The sequence below is a fragment of the Bacillus litorisediminis genome, from assembly GCF_022808645.1.
Classification (GTDB): Bacteria; Bacillota; Bacilli; order Bacillales; family JC228; genus Bacillus_BF; species Bacillus_BF litorisediminis.
Genome location: NZ_JAKZKT010000065.1, coordinates 1 through 15,870 on the forward strand (window position 1 = coordinate 1; position 15,870 = coordinate 15,870).

Annotated in this window: 11 protein-coding genes and 7 pseudogenes; 9 read left to right on the forward strand and 9 right to left on the reverse strand. The window is 34.0% G+C overall.

What is annotated here, in order from left to right; genetic code table 11:
- From MLE14_RS20430 to MLE14_RS20440, 3 genes and pseudogenes are all read left to right on the forward strand, one after another.
- Nucleotides 1-848: DUF421 domain-containing protein (locus MLE14_RS20430; RefSeq protein ID WP_243300266.1), on the forward strand; the 848-nt coding region annotated here is incomplete at its 5' end.
- A gap of 115 nt (nucleotides 849-963) precedes the next feature.
- Nucleotides 964-1,198: pseudogene (locus tag MLE14_RS20435) on the forward strand (DUF421 domain-containing protein); the annotation flags it as partial.
- Between the two features lie 385 nt (nucleotides 1,199-1,583).
- Complete coding sequence (locus MLE14_RS20440; protein WP_243300267.1) at nucleotides 1,584-2,255, forward strand: transposase; 672 nt, start codon at nucleotides 1,584-1,586, stop codon at nucleotides 2,253-2,255.
- Nucleotides 2,256-2,742: 487 nt separating this feature from the next.
- On the opposite strand, the gene MLE14_RS20445 is transcribed toward MLE14_RS20440, so the two are convergent.
- Together MLE14_RS20445 and MLE14_RS20450 are read right to left on the reverse strand one after the other, a co-directional pair.
- A complete protein-coding gene (locus MLE14_RS20445; protein WP_243300268.1) occupies nucleotides 2,743-3,153 on the reverse strand; it encodes a hypothetical protein in 411 nt (136 codons plus the stop codon).
- A 237-nt stretch (nucleotides 3,154-3,390) separates the two neighbouring features.
- Nucleotides 3,391-4,038 (reverse strand): hypothetical protein, encoded by a 648-nt coding sequence (locus MLE14_RS20450; protein ID WP_243300269.1) that lies wholly within the window; start codon nucleotides 4,036-4,038, stop codon nucleotides 3,391-3,393.
- Nucleotides 4,039-4,139: 101 nt separating this feature from the next.
- On the opposite strand from MLE14_RS20450, the pseudogene MLE14_RS20455 reads away from it, so the two are divergent.
- Both MLE14_RS20455 and MLE14_RS20460 read left to right on the forward strand, forming a co-directional pair.
- Nucleotides 4,140-4,701: pseudogene (locus MLE14_RS20455) on the forward strand (recombinase family protein).
- Between the two features lie 15 nt (nucleotides 4,702-4,716).
- Nucleotides 4,717-6,982 (forward strand): annotated as a pseudogene (locus MLE14_RS20460) (Tn3 family transposase); the annotation flags it as partial.
- Between the two features lie 193 nt (nucleotides 6,983-7,175).
- Here the strand turns inward: MLE14_RS20460 and MLE14_RS20465 are convergent.
- The 4 genes from MLE14_RS20465 to MLE14_RS20480 form a co-directional block, all read right to left on the reverse strand.
- Nucleotides 7,176-7,628 (reverse strand): YrvL family regulatory protein, encoded by a 453-nt coding sequence (locus MLE14_RS20465; RefSeq protein ID WP_061794294.1) that lies wholly within the window; start codon nucleotides 7,626-7,628, stop codon nucleotides 7,176-7,178.
- A gap of 196 nt (nucleotides 7,629-7,824) precedes the next feature.
- Nucleotides 7,825-8,208, reverse strand: coding sequence for a DUF6262 family protein (locus MLE14_RS20470; RefSeq protein WP_061794293.1), 384 nt, complete (start codon nucleotides 8,206-8,208; stop codon nucleotides 7,825-7,827).
- Nucleotides 8,201-10,237: a tyrosine-type recombinase/integrase gene (locus MLE14_RS20475; protein ID WP_243300270.1), complete on the reverse strand. Its 2,037-nt coding sequence runs from the start codon at nucleotides 10,235-10,237 to the stop codon at nucleotides 8,201-8,203. The genes MLE14_RS20470 and MLE14_RS20475 overlap by 8 nt, the downstream gene beginning before the upstream one ends.
- A complete protein-coding gene (locus MLE14_RS20480; protein ID WP_061794291.1) occupies nucleotides 10,237-11,328 on the reverse strand; it encodes a tyrosine-type recombinase/integrase in 1,092 nt (363 codons plus the stop codon). The genes MLE14_RS20475 and MLE14_RS20480 overlap by 1 nt, the downstream gene beginning before the upstream one ends.
- A 127-nt stretch (nucleotides 11,329-11,455) precedes the next feature.
- Here MLE14_RS20480 and MLE14_RS20485 point away from each other — a divergent pair.
- Nucleotides 11,456-11,710, forward strand: a pseudogene (locus MLE14_RS20485) (Tn3 family transposase); the annotation flags it as partial.
- Here MLE14_RS20485 and MLE14_RS20490 read toward each other — a convergent pair.
- Nucleotides 11,696-11,830, reverse strand: a pseudogene (locus MLE14_RS20490) (helix-turn-helix domain-containing protein); the annotation flags it as partial. The pseudogenes MLE14_RS20485 and MLE14_RS20490 sit on opposite strands and share 15 nt — an antisense overlap.
- Nucleotides 11,831-12,205: 375 nt before the next feature.
- On the opposite strand from MLE14_RS20490, the gene MLE14_RS20495 reads away from it, so the two are divergent.
- The 3 genes and pseudogenes from MLE14_RS20495 to MLE14_RS20505 all read left to right on the forward strand — a co-directional run bounded on the left by MLE14_RS20495 (nucleotide 12,206) and on the right by MLE14_RS20505 (nucleotide 14,348).
- On the forward strand, nucleotides 12,206-12,814 hold the full coding sequence (locus MLE14_RS20495; protein ID WP_243300271.1) for a cupin domain-containing protein: 609 nt from the start codon (nucleotides 12,206-12,208) through the stop codon (nucleotides 12,812-12,814).
- On the forward strand, nucleotides 12,790-12,993 hold the full coding sequence (locus tag MLE14_RS20500) for a hypothetical protein (RefSeq protein WP_243300272.1): 204 nt from the start codon (nucleotides 12,790-12,792) through the stop codon (nucleotides 12,991-12,993). The genes MLE14_RS20495 and MLE14_RS20500 overlap by 25 nt, the downstream gene beginning before the upstream one ends.
- Nucleotides 12,994-13,436: 443 nt before the next feature.
- Nucleotides 13,437-14,348, forward strand: a pseudogene (locus MLE14_RS20505) (ferritin family protein).
- A gap of 85 nt (nucleotides 14,349-14,433) precedes the next feature.
- Here MLE14_RS20505 and MLE14_RS20510 read toward each other — a convergent pair.
- Nucleotides 14,434-14,928: pseudogene (locus MLE14_RS20510) on the reverse strand (DUF421 domain-containing protein); the annotation flags it as partial.
- Nucleotides 14,929-15,222: 294 nt separating this feature from the next.
- Nucleotides 15,223-15,705 carry a hypothetical protein gene (locus tag MLE14_RS20515; RefSeq protein ID WP_243300273.1) on the reverse strand — a complete coding sequence of 161 codons (483 nt, stop codon included), beginning with the start codon at nucleotides 15,703-15,705 and terminating at the stop codon, nucleotides 15,223-15,225.
- Between the last annotated feature and the right edge of the window lie 165 nt (nucleotides 15,706-15,870).

Consider the following 15,870-nt stretch of genomic DNA (forward strand, 5'->3'; position numbering starts at 1 on the left):
TAGATATAGCTTTACGGTCAGCATTATTTGTTGTGGTTTTATTTATCATTACAAAGTGGTTAGGGAAAAAGCAAATTTCTGAACTATCTTTCTTCGAATATGTCACCGGTATTTCAATTGGAAGTATAGGTGCTGAAGTGGCTATGGGACTGGAACGGAACATTTTTCATGGAATCATTGGAATTGTCATTTTTGCGGCTATTCCCTTTTTCGCTGGTTTAATTTCCTTAAAAAGCAAAGGTTTTCGCAATTTTATAGAAGGGAAAGCAACTGTATTTATCAAAGATGGAAAAATCATGGAAGATAATTTAAAAAAAGAAAGATACACGATAGATGAATTATTAGCATTACTTCGTAAGAAGGATATCTATCAGGTAGCTGATGTCGAATTCGCTGTATTAGAGGCAACAGGAGATTTATCCGTTATGTTAAAAAAGGAGAACCAACCTTTAACAGCAAAAGCCTTAAACTTATCAGTCCCTTCCGTCAAAGAGCCTCAAACTGTCATTATGGATGGTGTGATCATGGATGAACCACTAGCTACAATTGGAAGAAGTCGCGCATGGTTACATACAGAGTTAGATAAATTAGGGGTTACGGTTGAAAATGTATTTCTTGGACAAATTAATTCTTTTGGAGAGTTAACGGTTGACCTTTTCGATGATAAGTTGCAAGTTGCGTCCCCCCAAGAAAGACCTTTAATTCTTTCAACTCTAAAAAAATGCCAAGCTGACTTAGAGTTGTTTGCTCTTGGAACTGAATCAAAGGAGGCCAAACAAATGTATAAGTTAAATAGTCAAAAATTACAAGAAGCTATTGATAAAGTGACCCCTATTTTAAAAGGATAAGGATTTAGCTTAGATTCATACATGACGAAAAAAAGATACCATTTTTAATTGAAAAAAGTTTAAAAACCTTAGTCAAATTTCGGACTAAGGTGAATTTTTTTACGAGGTGTTTGAAGTGTCTATTTTTTTAGTTAAAGTTATTTTTATCTATATTGTGTTTATTGTAGCAGTAAAAATTTTAGGGAAATCAGCTCTAGCCCAACTTACCCCTCATGATTTTGGAGCGATTCTTTTTTTATCTTATTTAGCTTTTGGTTCTATTAAAGTAAATGGAGGGGATTATTGGAATTATTGTAATAACATGCATTCATCTATTTATATCAAAGTTAAGTTTATTAAATAACCTGAATCCGCAGAATCGGTTTACTAAAAATTCCCTAGAGAGTCTGATAGAATAGGCACAAAGGATTTTTTAGTTTTTCACCGAAAGGGTGCATTTCTATGGGAAAACCTCCAATTTTTAAATTAGAAGAATCTAGTGAAATATTTTATCCCTATGGCGGATCTGCGTTGACTGGTTTACTTATTGATAAGACATGCCCACAAAAAAGATTAAATCGCATTAGTACACCTTCAGGTTACAAGACCCACATGTTTCTAATTCTGATATTATCAAAACTTATCTGGGTCTTCTCATCAATGGTAAAAATGACTTTGATGCCGTAGAAACATACCGAAATCAAAAAACATTTAAAGAAATCATGGGAATAAAAAAAAGTAGTCGCGGCTTCAACATTGCGTACTCGTATAGATCAACTAGCTATTTCTGCTAAAACTGCAGATGAACTTAACGAAATGAATAAAAATATTCTTAAGTTCGCTAGACCGCATCTTACCGGTCTAACCCTATCAGATGAAAAGGTCCATCTGCCGCTGGATGTGGACTGTTCTCCTTTCGATAATTCAGGTACACACAAGGAAGGAGTCGAACCCACTTATAAAAAAGGTGTTGCCGGGTATACCCCCATGTTGTCGTATTTAGGCCGAGAAGGCTTCTGTGTGTTAAGTGAACTCCGAAACGGGAGTCAGCATGTCCAAAAAGAAACCCCTAGCTTTTTAAAAAATCTGTTCCGGCAAGTAAAAGGAGTTACTAGACGTAACGTCCTGTTACGTATGGACGGAGGTAATGACAGTATGGACAACATAGCACAGTGCCAAGAAGACGGCATCGACTATCTAATCAAGTACAACCGCAGGAAACGCTCTCTTGATGAACTCATAGAAAAAGGGAAAAGAATGGGTGTTCACAAAGAGATCCGCAACGGTTTTGATCAGTATGTTTTTGGTGAGTGGCATGATGTTCCTAAATCAGGTGAGAAAACCAGGCTAGTAATAATTGTCTGTGAAAAAAACATTGACCATGATGGGCAGATCCTTCTTATGCCTGAAGTAACCTGCGAAGGTTAAATGGACATCTCTTTCTCATCCTGCAGAAGAACTACAACAGATTTACCGTGACCATGGGACCAGTGAGCAGTTTCACAGTGAACTAAAAACCGATTTAGACTTAGAAAGATTTCCTTCCGGAAAATTTTCCACCAATAGTCTCATTCTTCAACTTGGGGCCCCGCCAACATTTTAACGGAAATATACGCTAAGACAATTTACTTCTAAAAAAGCCGAAATTTCTTACCCTAAGAAATAAACGACTTTTCAATCTAATTCGTTGTTTATTGCAAAATAAAAGTGCAAAGCTTTGCAAAGGAAAAAGCTCTGCACTTATTTTGTTAAGTGTATAAAAAAGACTTGCCAGCGACCACAAGTCCCTCTACTGTAATTGGTGTCGTATCAATGCAGAGTGGAGGAATAGAAAGGATGCTAGCAATGTCTGAATTATTAAGTGTATCAAACACCGATACTTAGAGGCACCACAAGATAATACTGACATCTTGTTTTAACTAACATTTTCAAGTTTAAATAAAACTTTCCTTATTTTTTCTTCAATTTGAACATTTAAATCTCTATCATATACATAAAAAATTAACACATTTTTAACTTCATAATATTTAAATGAAGCTACATTTATATCCGCCGTTTTATTACGGAATTCTTGTAAACCTTTTTCACGCTCGTTGTTGGAATTATAAATATAGATGAGCAATGGTTTTTCATCTAATGTATATGAGTAAGGTTTAACCCCATTAAGCTTCATTCCAAATATGTCTCTTCCGCTAACTTTATGTTCTTTAAGAATGATTTGTTGTTCTTCAAACGATAAAATAACATCATTTAGTTTTATTGCACCATGATCAACTGTTTGGCAAGAAGTCAATAAAAGTAGTATTAGAATAACAACCTTTTTCATTTTTTCTCCTCCTTAAGATAAGACGTGAAAAAAAGTTTTTTGTTTCAGTCTATACGTAAAAATCCCCCATCTCCTATATTGGATTGATTTGTCCACTAAAGAGAAATCCCCACTTTGTAATTAGAACATTTTTCCAAAGGTAAAATAAGGGGATAACTGAGTACAAATTCACTCGTTACCCCCTAAATTTAACAGTCTCTTTCGCCGATGTAATTATATCTTTACATTTCTCGTAAATTATAAATCAAATTTTTCTTTAAAAATTTCCCAAAACTTCTCCTTCTTTTCTTTCTTCATTTTATGCTCTACTCCAGCAGCTGAATTAGGTAAGTCATTTTTATCTTTTTTATCAATGTTATATCTTCCAATGGTGTTACCAGTAACAGCATAATCACCAAAATAATTTAACTCTAGGAATATTAAATAAGTCATCCCCTTTTTCATTTCAGAATAATCTTCTGTAACGATTTTATATGGATTTCCTTCACTATCTTCAAGTACTCCTATGGCAGGCTCGACAACATTGAAGATTTCATTTTCTGATATTTCCAAATCTGAAGGTGCTTTAATGATTTTTTTAATATTTAATTCTGTTTCAGTGTAGTAGTCTTCCACTGAATTATCACCTGATAAAGTAACTACATGATTTCTATCCAAAAATTCTTCAGTTGGCTCCCCGATAACTACCAATTCTGCCTCTTCAAATAAATGTTCTGCAGATTCAAAGGGCAAATAGTTCGCACTAACTGATACAGTTTTTAACTCTTCTGTAGAAGCAATTTCATTCTGATTATCCACCTCTTCTGTAGAAGCAATCTCATTTTGAATATCAACCTCTTCTGTAGAAGCAATTTTATTTTCTAAACTACTATATAAAACCAACAACAGTAAGATTACAAGTAATGATATAAAAGGTATTGTAACTTTTTTCGAACTGTGTCTTCTATTAAAATATCTATAAAATAATTTACTAGGAGGTCAGTTCTATGATTATCGGATACGCCAGAGTTTCATCTGTTGATCAAAATTTGGATCGACAGATTCTATCACTTTCAGAATATGGTTGTGAAAAAATAGTTCAAGAGAAGTTCACGGGAACAATAAAGGATAGGGAAGGGCTTAACTCTTTATTAGATGTAATTAGAAATGGTGATACCGTTGCTGTGGAAAGCATTTCCCGTCTAGGCAGAAAAACTCTAGATATCCTTTCTATTATTCAAGATTTTGAGGATATTGGAGTAAAGTTTGTATCTATAAAAGAAAATATGGATACAAGAACTTCAACAGGTAAAGCAATGTTTCAAATGATGTGCGTTATTGCCGAGCTAGAGAGGAACCTAATTGCAGATAGAGTAAGAGAAGGGTTAGAGGCCAGCAAAAAACGCGGTAAAAAATTAGGAAGACCTAAAGTTGATCAAAGTAAAATTGATGTCTTTAAGGATGTACGACAGTAAAGAGTATTCGATCAAAGAAATAGTAGATGGCACAGGACTTTCACAAGGCTCATTATATAGAGCAATAAATAAAAGAAAACTACAAACGACTTAAAGGAGTGGTGATTTTATGTATGCTAGGGTAAGAGAATTACTGACTAAGGAAGAACGATTACAGTATATGAGAATACCCAATAATTTAAGTGATTGGGTATTTGGGACTTATTTTACCTTCACTCAACATGATATTGAGGTCATTAAACGACATCGTAGGGATTACAACCGTTTAGGTTTCGCTGTTCAACTTTGTGTTTTAAGATATCTGGGGAGGACACTTTCTGAAGTTAAGGATATTCCTGAAGAAATACTTGGTTATGTTGCAAGTCAAATCGGAGTAGAAACTAATGAATTTAATTCATATTTTAAAAGAGAAGCAACCAAGTATGAACATTTGGAAGAGATTCGAGAAGAGTATGGTTATTCAACGTTTACAATACAAGAATATCGTCATCTATCAAAATACTTACTCCCACACGCATTGGTTAATGGGAATGCCTTACACTTAATTCAGATTTCTTTAGATCAATTGCGAAAGAAAAAAGTGATCTTACCTTCCATGGCCACGATAGAAAGAGCTGTATGGGAAGTAAGAAAGAGAGCAGAAGAAAAAATATTTAATATACTATTAACATCGCTTGCCCCACCTCAGATTAAAAAACTAGACCTTATTCTATCCCCCATGCCTAATAGTAGTAAAACATTCCTTGCTTGGCTCAAGGAAGTACCCGGTAACTTTTCACCTGAGTCCTTTTTAAGAGTAATTGAAAAATTAGAGTTTATAAGGGATTTAAGGCTTCAAATTAACGTAAATGAAATCCATCCTAACCGCTTACGTCAGCTTTCAAGAGTTGGTGCAAGGTACGAGCCACATTCATTTAGACGTTTTAAAAACTCCAAAAAATATGCAACCTTGGTGTCGTATCTCCTTGAACTAGTACAAGACTTAACAGATCAAGCATTTGAAATCCACGATCGTCAAATAATGTCCTTACTTACTAAAGGAAGAAAAGCACAAGAAGAAATCCAAAAACAGAACGGAAAGTCTATAAATGAAAAAGTAATACAGTTTGCTGATTTAGGGTCAGCTCTTATAAAAGCTCGGAACGAAGGAATAGATCCTTATGTAGCTTTAGAATTAGTTATGCCATGGGAGAAGCTTGTGATTTCTGTAAAGGAAGCAAGACAACTATCTCGTCCCATTGATTATGATTATTTAGACCTATTAGAGAAGAAGTTTTATAAGCTTCGTAAATACACACCAACTTTACTTAAGGTATTTGAATTTCGTTCAACCAAATCAGCTGAACCACTGATGAAAGCAATTGAGGTGGTCAGAGGAATGAATGATTCTGGAAAAAGAAAAGTTCCTGATGGATCTCCTTTAGACTTTGTATCAAATAGGTGGCAAAAACATGTTTATGATGATGACGGAACGATTAACCGCCATTATTATGAAATGGCTGTTTTAACAGAACTAAGAAACTTTGTTCGTTCTGGTGACGTGTCCATTGTTGGTAGTCGTCAGTATAAAGATTTTGATGAGTACCTGGTTTCCACAGAAGAATGGGAACAAACACAACCTGACCAGACTAAATTATTTGTCAGTTTCTCTGAAAAGGAGTATATAAACGAAAGAACTAGATCGCTTCATCAACGCCTAGAATGGATTTCAAATAACTTTGATAAATTAGAAGGGGTAAACTGGGAGAATGGACGTTTTCGAATTGACAGGCTGGAGAAAGATGTTCCAAGCGGATTTCAGTTTATCACTTTATGAAATGCTACCAAGAATAAAACTTACTGACTTACTAATGGAAGTAGCTAATTGGACAGGATTTCATGAACAGTTTATCCACGCTTCAACCAATCGACCTCCTAATAAAGATGAAACCCAAATATTAATGGCGACCATAATGGCTATGGGTACTAATGTTGGATTAACTAAGATGGCGGAAGCAACACCCGGAATTACATATCGGCAGATGGCAAACACTGCTCAATGGAGACTTTTCGAAGATGCTATGAATAAAGCACAAGCAGTATTGGTTAATTTTCATCATAAATTATCCCTATCTTCGTATTGGGGAGATGGAACTACTTCTTCATCAGATGGAATGCGTGTCCAAATTGGAGTATCCTCTCTTCATGCTGATTCTAATCCGCACTATGGCACAGGAAAAGGGGCAACCATTTATCGATTTACTAGTGATCAATTCTCCTTTTATACAAAAGTCATTAACACAAATGCAAGAGATGCAGTTCATGTTATAGATGGATTACTTCATCATGAAACAGATCTTGCTTTAGAAGAACACTATACAGATACGGCCGGTTATCAATACCTTTTTGTAAAAAAATTAAAATTATTATGTGTTCTTTCATTGTAGACATGTACTTAACGAAAGATTTAAAAATGACTAACGATTTAAAGTCGTTAGCCATTATCTTTCACAATCGCGCTCGATTGTGGAAGATTTTAAAAAATAATAAAGCTTCAAAATTAATCTTTAGTTATTACTAACGCTTCCTTTACTTTTGAGAGCCAAATTTATTCTCTATTTCCTTGAAGTCTTTGCTATCAATATCTGGTGGTTCTTTATCATTTTCTCTTAATGTCCAATTAAAAAATCCAGAAATCAATGCAAATATGAGTGAACCTTGCGAAGCAATCTCAATATTCACCATAAATGTATCGAGTAACTCCATTAACACAAAAGTGAGACCTGTATTCAAAATAAATGACAACCAGCCGTTGCTTGATTGAATAATACCAACAGATCTCAAAGCTTTTGGTATCGCATTTGTAATGAGTGAGAGAGGTATTTCAAGGAATACATACATAACAAAGAAAAATACTAAAGCACTGATTGAATTATATTGTAATCCGAGTAACCTTAAAAATATGTATTCAAAAAAGGTAATACCAAACAAAATTATTAGTACGATAGATGTACAGATAACTATTGTTTTAATTTTATTCATCTTAAACGACTCCTTCCTAAATTTGCCCGTTAATTTAAGTACAACGCTTCACAACCTCTCTTAAATTTTATCATTATATTCAATTTTCTTTAAAGCTATTGTTCCAGAAAATGGCCCGATTGCTGAATACAACTTATCTTTTAACGGCATTGTCATATTACACAGAAAATCAAACAGGGAGGGAAAATCGTAGATCTTAAATTCCCTCATAAATCTTCCCAAATTTAATTTTCATTTGTTCTTTAATTTCTTTATTTTCCTTCTCTAAATCTTTGATTCTCTTCCGTAAGGAAGAAATAATTACATCTTTAGATGCGTCACTCATATTTCTTTTAGCTTGTTTTATTGAAGGGAGACCTTCTTGTTGATTGCGAAGTGTTTCGATTCGTTCTCGGAGTTCTGTATTTCTGTATAGAAATGCTTTTGAAACCCCTGATTCTGCAGAAACAGAGTTAAAATTGATTTTTATTTGTTTTTTTATCATCTTTTTGATCGCTTCTTCAACTTTTTGAATGGTCTTTTCCGTTTTTAACTTTGCATGTTTTATAATACCTTCGGTATTTGGGTTTTCATTAGACATTTTGCATCACCTTCTCACGTTCATCTCCAACATACTCACGCCTGGTTTTATCTAAACCAAAGATACCACCAGTATGTAGTAAACCATTTGCTAATTCTTTATATCTTTTTAATTTGGGCTCAATTAACTCAACGGAACGTAACCTTCCGGATTTTTTGTATACTCCAATATCAGCTTCCATTTTAGATATCTGTTCTTGGTAATAGTCGAGAAACGTCTTGTCAACGTGAAAACTTCGGCAGTTGTTTTTAATACAGGGTGGTTCTAATGTCTGTTCAAGAAAATCACAATGAAGTTTAGGGCTTTTTACACAAAACCCATGATCTAAACGAATGGAGTCCATGTTATGACGTATCCATTCCAGTTCAACTCCGTTTTCTTCAGCCTGTTGAGCTAAATTAGCGACAATAACTTCTCCATGTGTATCTAGTCTTACTGCGCCAATATCGCGAGCCTTTTCCCATTCATCACGGAGTGTTTGATCATGAATTTGGGCATAGACTAACGTCATTTCAGGACTGGCATGAGCCATCAGTTTTTGAACATGAAGAATATTCATTCCGTTATTAATCAAATTAACACCGTAACGGTGTCGGAACGCATGATTTTTAAACCAATAAATTTCTCCATCTTTGTCCTTAATATTACATCTGTTAGCTAGTTTATTAAGGTTCAACTTAATGGAATCTTGCGATATGGGATTACCCATCCTTTTCCCTTTAAGTGTTGGAAACAAATATTTCTTAGGGTTCGTGTCCAAAGTTGATCTCTTTTTTGTAAGTTCTTGCTGCGCTAGGACCACATTTGCAATTTCCTCTGAAATAGGAACTTTATGATTTTTATAACTTACTTTTCTTTGATCTCCGATAATCCACCAGCCATCTTCTTGATTTACTAAGCAGTCAATTTTAAGTGATAAAACGTCACTTATTCGAAAACCTGTAGCTTCCATTAGAAGAATTATAGGTATATGATCTGAGGAAAGTTGGTTAATATGGTAAATTAACTGTTCCCATACTTCATCCGGGATATATTTAATTTCATCAGCTTTTGCTCTTTTCTTTTTAGGGATATCTTCAATTGACAATAGTGAAATTACTGACTTTGTCGGAGCTTCTTCCCATTCGAATTTCTGTATGTATGAGATAAACGTTTTAAGGTCTATTAAAAAACGATTTACATAATTGTGATCTGGATTAATTAAATATTTTCCCTTTTTAATAGTGGAATGTCGCAAGTATTCAATGTACTCCTCAATATCCATTCTGGATAGCTGGTTTAATTCTTTCCACTCAGGATGTTTACCCTTCAAAAAGGTGAAGAAAAACGAAAGTCTAATTAAATAACATATTGCTGTAGAAAAGCTAATGGATTGCTGAACAACTAGGCGAGTCTTTATATATTTTTTAAATAATTGTCTATAAGGTTGTGGAACCTTCGAAAAGTCTAATGAATATCTACTAATTGTATTGTTATAATTAATATTCAATTTTCGTACATCCCAACAATCCTTGTCTGTTTCATCACGTTCATCATAAAGCTGATAATAAAATTCATAAACTTGAAGAAAGAGTCTAATATACAAAGATGGTTGAACTGTTGGTGACAACCATGGTGATGACTTTTTCCGGTGTACAATTTCAACTGATTTTCCATTCTCTACAAGAAATGTTCGATATTCTGTTAGAAACTTTTCCTTCTGTATATCAATAATAGAATCTAAATTGGCATAGTATCGAGAGATGAATTCTGTAAAAATTTTAAGACATGGAGAATAATGCATGAAAGCATAGGTAATCGAAATCCTTGTCTCCTTTAATCCCTTATAAAAATAGTATTTTAATTCATTTTTCAATCTAAGATTGTGTACCTTATCAAAAATCAATTTTCTATTCCAATCATAATGTTTATCCAGGATGGGACATTCTTGTACATTCCATACATCATTTGCCCAATATCCATGTAATGGTTCATTTATCTGTTCCAGATGGTGGGGAAGGGGTTTTATTTTCAATGTACTCTGTGTCATTATTTATCTCTTCTTCCTATTTTTTTGTTTGATTGAGCTTGTTCCCAGCTTCCACGTATGGTTTCATCGGATGCATGGATATAAGTCTGTATCGTTGTTTGAACGTGTGCATGCCCTAATAATCTCTGTATGATGGCAATATCTACTCCTGCTTCATGTAACTCTGTGGCATATGTATGCCGAAGCATATGAGGGGTAAAATCTATTCCTGTTTTTTTCTTCATCCGTTTAATTAAAGAACGTACAGAACCATCAGTCATTGGTTTACCACGATTTGGTCCAGTTAAGGTGATAAACACATAATTGCTATCAATTTCGTAAGAATGAAAGTCTATTAGATAATCTTGAAAGAGATTCATAGTCTCAATAGATACATAGACTTTTCGTTTTTCTCCATCGGATGTTTTGGATCTCCTAACCGAAATAGCATTTTTACCAATATCAAAATCCTCTACCCACAGAGAAAGGGCCTCTCCAATACGTAATCCACCTTCATATAAAATACGGAACAATAATTCATCCCGTATATTGCTGCAAGCATTATGAATTACTTGTAATTGGTTTTTATTTAACGTTTTAACTGTACGCTTTGGCTCCTTAACTTTTAAAATGTTTTTATCATAAGAATTCCCTTTTGTAATGTGATGGAGGAAGGGTTTAAACGTCCTAAAACGCCCTGGGGCCTGCTTTTTTAATTGATTATTTACATTTCCCACGTAATCCTCATTACGAGTCAAATAGTCATAGAATCCTATGACACAAGTTATGATGGTATTGACTGTTCTTTCTGATCGTTTAGCTAAGGTTTCTTCAAAGTAAATGACTTTTGTAGATTGATCGGGAATTCTCAGCCAACCGATGAATTGAGCCAAGATATCAAGGTTCACTTCTTGATATCTTAACCGACTTTCCTCTAGGAATTGAAAATAAAGCTTTAGATGGTAACAGTATGACTTTAGTGTATTTTCAGCTTTTCCAATGTTATCTAAATACTTTATATACTTTGCAACCGGTATGACCGGATAGCCTCTCTTATCAATTAACAGATATCTTTTCTTCTCTTGAATGAGAACTTCTTGTACTTTCAACATTCCACCCCCTAATTCGTAAGATACTATATATTCATAAATTTAATAGTACAAATAATAATTCTTTATTGAAATATAAAAGAAGTAGTTACTATCGCAAGATACGTTAATAACTACTTCTAATACTAGTACAATTAAAGCCGGTTACACTGATCAAGTTTTTGGGCTAAGCCATTTGCTTGGATTTCGCTTTGCTCCTAGGCTCCGTGACATAGGAGACTCTAAATTGTATACCATCGGGAAACCAAATGAATTCCAAACACTAGAAAAATTGTTGAGAGGACAAATCAATACCAAAATAATTCAAGAAAATTACGATGACGTTCTCCGGCTTGCTCACTCCATTCGTGAAGGCACAGTTTCAGCTTCCCTAATAATGGGGAAACCCTTCGGATAGCTTTCTATATAATGAAGCTCTAGACACATTTGTAATTTCACAAATTTGATTTACGGTCATATTTCCTTCTTTATATAGCTTTACAGCATAATTCATTCCTGCGTGATTTGACTTCTCGTTGGTCTCTCGTAGGCACATAAAATTGTGGCTATCTTTTGGCGATAGAAACGTACTGTTATGTATACCTCCAATCGGAGCGTCGGCGTACGTTTTACTTACCACTATAGTGTGTGAAGAAGATACGACAGCAAATGGACCTGCAATGGGATGCTTGAGCCGATGTGTCTTGAAAGGGACTAGCACTGTTCTCAGGGGAGGAAGGGGCAGTGATGCCCCTAACTTACCCGACTTAACTAGAATTGTATAGAGTATTCATTATTTCTTTTAGCCTTGTTATTTGTCCATTATTATCCATTTTGTAACCTATAATTAGGCAACTGCATAAGATGAAAATGGAAATAAAAACATACGAGGAGAATGAGTATGTACCATAAATCATCCTATCACCATCAATGGCATAATCCAATGTATTACAACTGGAATCCACATTATTATAATTGGAATAATAATTATTGGAATAACAACGGAAATTCTTATTTTAGAAACAGCCAATTGAAAGATTATGGGCCAAAGCCATTTGTCGTTAATATCAATGAAGCAACGAAGCAAAACAATACGTATCGTACTGCTTTATGGACAGGACCACATTTACAAGTTACTTTAATGAGTCTCAATGTTGGCGAAGATATCGGTTTGGAAATACATCCTGACGTTGATCAATTCTTACGTATTGAACATGGCCAGGGAATTGTTCAAATGGGCAAGAGGAAAGATAATTTAAACTTTGAAAGAAATGTCTATGAGGATTATGCAGTAATGATACCTGCTGGAACATGGCATAATCTAACTAATACCGGCAATATTCCACTAAAACTTTACTCGATATATGCTCCTCCTAATCATCCATTTGGTACTGTTCATGTTACCAAAGCAGATGCATTGACTGCAGAAGAAGGATCCGATCATGGCAATGGAAATACATTTGTTTTTGGCAGGACTCCAGATGAATGGGTACAGTACACAGAATTCTAGTAAAAGAAGGGTTAGAGGATGTTAAAAGAGGAATAAATGCTACACACATTCTTCAAAAATTTAATCTAATGGGAGTTCTTGTTGGGAAAGGGTATTCTCCTAAAAAAGCATATGAAACAGTAGAAGAATGGGAACGTACAGGAAAATCTAAACTTCTTCAGCAAAGCAAAATTATGTAAAAAGGATTTTCTAAACCGGGCTGTTGACAAACTAAAGAATCCCATTACCGGACACAACATATTGTAAAATGAAAAAGAAGATGAACACTACATTTAGTAGATATTCATCTTCTTTTTTGCTTAAAGGGGTATTTGTAACAGCCCTTAAACGAAGATCCTTTTTTATTACCAATAACATCGAAAATGTAAATTAAATTGTACAGAGTATTCATGTGTTCCTTAGAGTTAAATACTACAAAACCTGAATATTAATTTAATATTGACCACAACGTTAAGCAAATTTCAGTCTAAAAAAGTTGATTTCCTCTACGTAAAGGACCAACTTTTTTGTGGATTTATTCAACTAAAGCTACCTGTTAGCACAAGAACAAGATATGAAATTACACACCAACCTATACACAAAGCATAAGATAAGTTGATAGTTAAACAGAGGGAGGACAATCATGTATTCAAATCAATTTTTTTATCATTATAGTCCACAGTATAATGATTATTATCGTATGCCAAATGACATTCAACTTATAAATGATATTCAGAAAGCAATTAATGCGGAGTATAGTGCTGTTGCTTGTTATGAGAGGTTAGCCAAGATGGCACCTACAAAGGATGAAACGAACACTTGAGATACAAAAAGATGAAAAACGCCATCTCGAGGAATTCAGCAAAATTTATACAAATTTAACAGAAAAAAAGCCATCTTATCAAATTATCGAGGAATGCCCAAACAAGTATAGAGCAGGAATCGAATTTGCTTTTAAAGATGAACAAGAAGCCGTTGATTTTTATTTAGATATAGCAGATAAAGCGAATGATCCATTTATTAAAGATAGATTTCGACGAGCAGCCGCAGACGAACAAAATCACGCTGTATGGTTTTTGTTTTTTTTTCAAAAAATCTAAAGGTAACTCACACCAATAGGCAAACTGAAAATTACGGTGCTAAGGGTGCGTTAAGTGCTTACTCATTAACTTTACCTCAAATGTTGACTTATGCCCTTCAAGACGAATACTTAGCTCAAGCAAGATATGATAATAATCTAGGAAACTTTGGATATATTCGTACATTTGCACAAATAAAAGAGGCTGAATTGAGGCATATAAATGCTTTATTACCACTTTTTGAACGTTATCAGGTACCGTTACCTGAAGATAAATCTCAGTCATTTGTTACAACTCCAGAAAGTATTAAGGCAGCATATACTGCTGGAGTTCAAGGGGAAAAAGACAATATTTCTATGTACGAAAGGTTTCTATCACTTAATATTCCTAATGATGCTCGAACCGTTTTTTCTCAACTTCGCAATGCCTCTTTGAATCATCTTGCAGCATTTGAAAGAGGGCTTGTTCGGAATTAAAATTTTCTATAACATCATTTTAGATATTTTAGGGGATATGAACTTCGTCCCCTAGTATTCTTTTTAATCTCCTTATCTGAACAGATTATTCTTTATCAATCGGAGAATGAATATGATCACTATATATATCAATATATACATTACCATTAGCTGCCAAAACTGCATAAACAACATCATTTTGTGTCAAATTACGTTTTTTTAACTCTGATTGTAACCATGAATTAGTTAGGTTATTTTGTTCTAAGTTCTCCTTAATTATTTCACTATCCATGATAAGTTCAATCGGTAGTCTTTGTTCAGGCAATACTGCTACCATAAAATCCTGCCTTGCTACGTTCCTAAATTGTGGCTTTTTTAGTACAGTCAATATCCCATTCGTCTCTACAATTGCAAAGAGGACCTCTTCGATATTAAATACATCTCTTTCTCTTGATTGTTGATTTAAATAATCTAGTGTATAACGCAATTTATTCATATTTTCTTCTAAAATTTTACCATTCTGTATCACAATCGTTGGATCTCCGGCTAGAAATTTTCTCCATTTCCTATTTTTCAGCGATATTATAGCGATTAGTAAAATAACTGAAATGTAAATCCGCATTTTCCTGACGCTACCCCTAATGGCTATAATAGACAAACAACAAGTTATATTAAATAACTCCTTCATTTCGGTTAATCAACCTGGCAATTTCGAAATATCTTTATCCGACATTACTGTTAATACAGATGATGTGAGAAATATGATTGTAATACTAATTGAAAACCCATTTACAACTGACGAAATTGAACTTTTAACCGAAGGAGTAAAATTTACAAATCTTATTACAATAAAACCTTAAAAAGCCACTAAAAACAGTGGCTTTTTAACTTATATCTATTCTCTTTTGTTAGAAAGTTCATTCTCTCCAACCGGTTTTTCCCACCCCTTAAATTTATTATTTAATACTGATTCTTTTTTTGCATGTCTGTTAATACCAGTAGCGATTCTTTTCCCATTCAAATCATAAATGGCATATTTTTTTATTATCGTATGTTCATCTTCGATTGCAGATGCAAAGTAATAAAACTCCTGATTATCTGGAAGAAAACCTTTCTTAAGACCATCAAATGCATATTTACCTAAACCTAATGAAGCTTTATCCAAATCCTTACCTAACACTATTTCTCGGATACTTGCTTTTGCATGCGCATATTCTTTATATTCACTTTTGGGCAAGGAGTTGTAAAATTCATCAACTTTGTTTCCAGCAGCAAAAACACAAACATTCAGGTTTAATAAAAATAATGAAAGTACCAGTATTAAAGATATTTGTATTTGATAATTTAAAATTGAGCCACTTTCAAGCAGTTTGATCACATAAAAAATGAGCCACCCGATTTCCAATTAAATAACCGTCTCTTATGATAGAAAGTGACCAAACTTACTACATGAGAGAGGAAAAAAAGGATGATCAATATGGCTCAATTTCATCGTATCAAAATTTTAAAGGAGATTGAAGGTTTATCACAAAGACAAATCGCC

Coding starts and splice junctions, on each gene's coding strand:
- MLE14_RS20465 (WP_061794294.1), bottom strand. CDS start 7,628: ATGAATAAAATTAAAACAATAGTTATCTGTACATCTATCGTACTAATA.
- MLE14_RS20445 (WP_243300268.1), bottom strand. CDS start 3,153: ATGAAAAAGGTTGTTATTCTAATACTACTTTTATTGACTTCTTGCCAA.
- MLE14_RS20480 (WP_061794291.1), bottom strand. CDS start 11,328: ATGTTGAAAGTACAAGAAGTTCTCATTCAAGAGAAGAAAAGATATCTG.
- MLE14_RS20470 (WP_061794293.1), bottom strand. CDS start 8,208: ATGTCTAATGAAAACCCAAATACCGAAGGTATTATAAAACATGCAAAG.
- MLE14_RS20495 (WP_243300271.1), top strand. CDS start 12,206: ATGTACCATAAATCATCCTATCACCATCAATGGCATAATCCAATGTAT.
- MLE14_RS20500 (WP_243300272.1), top strand. CDS start 12,790: ATGGGTACAGTACACAGAATTCTAGTAAAAGAAGGGTTAGAGGATGTT.
- MLE14_RS20475 (WP_243300270.1), bottom strand. CDS start 10,237: ATGACACAGAGTACATTGAAAATAAAACCCCTTCCCCACCATCTGGAA.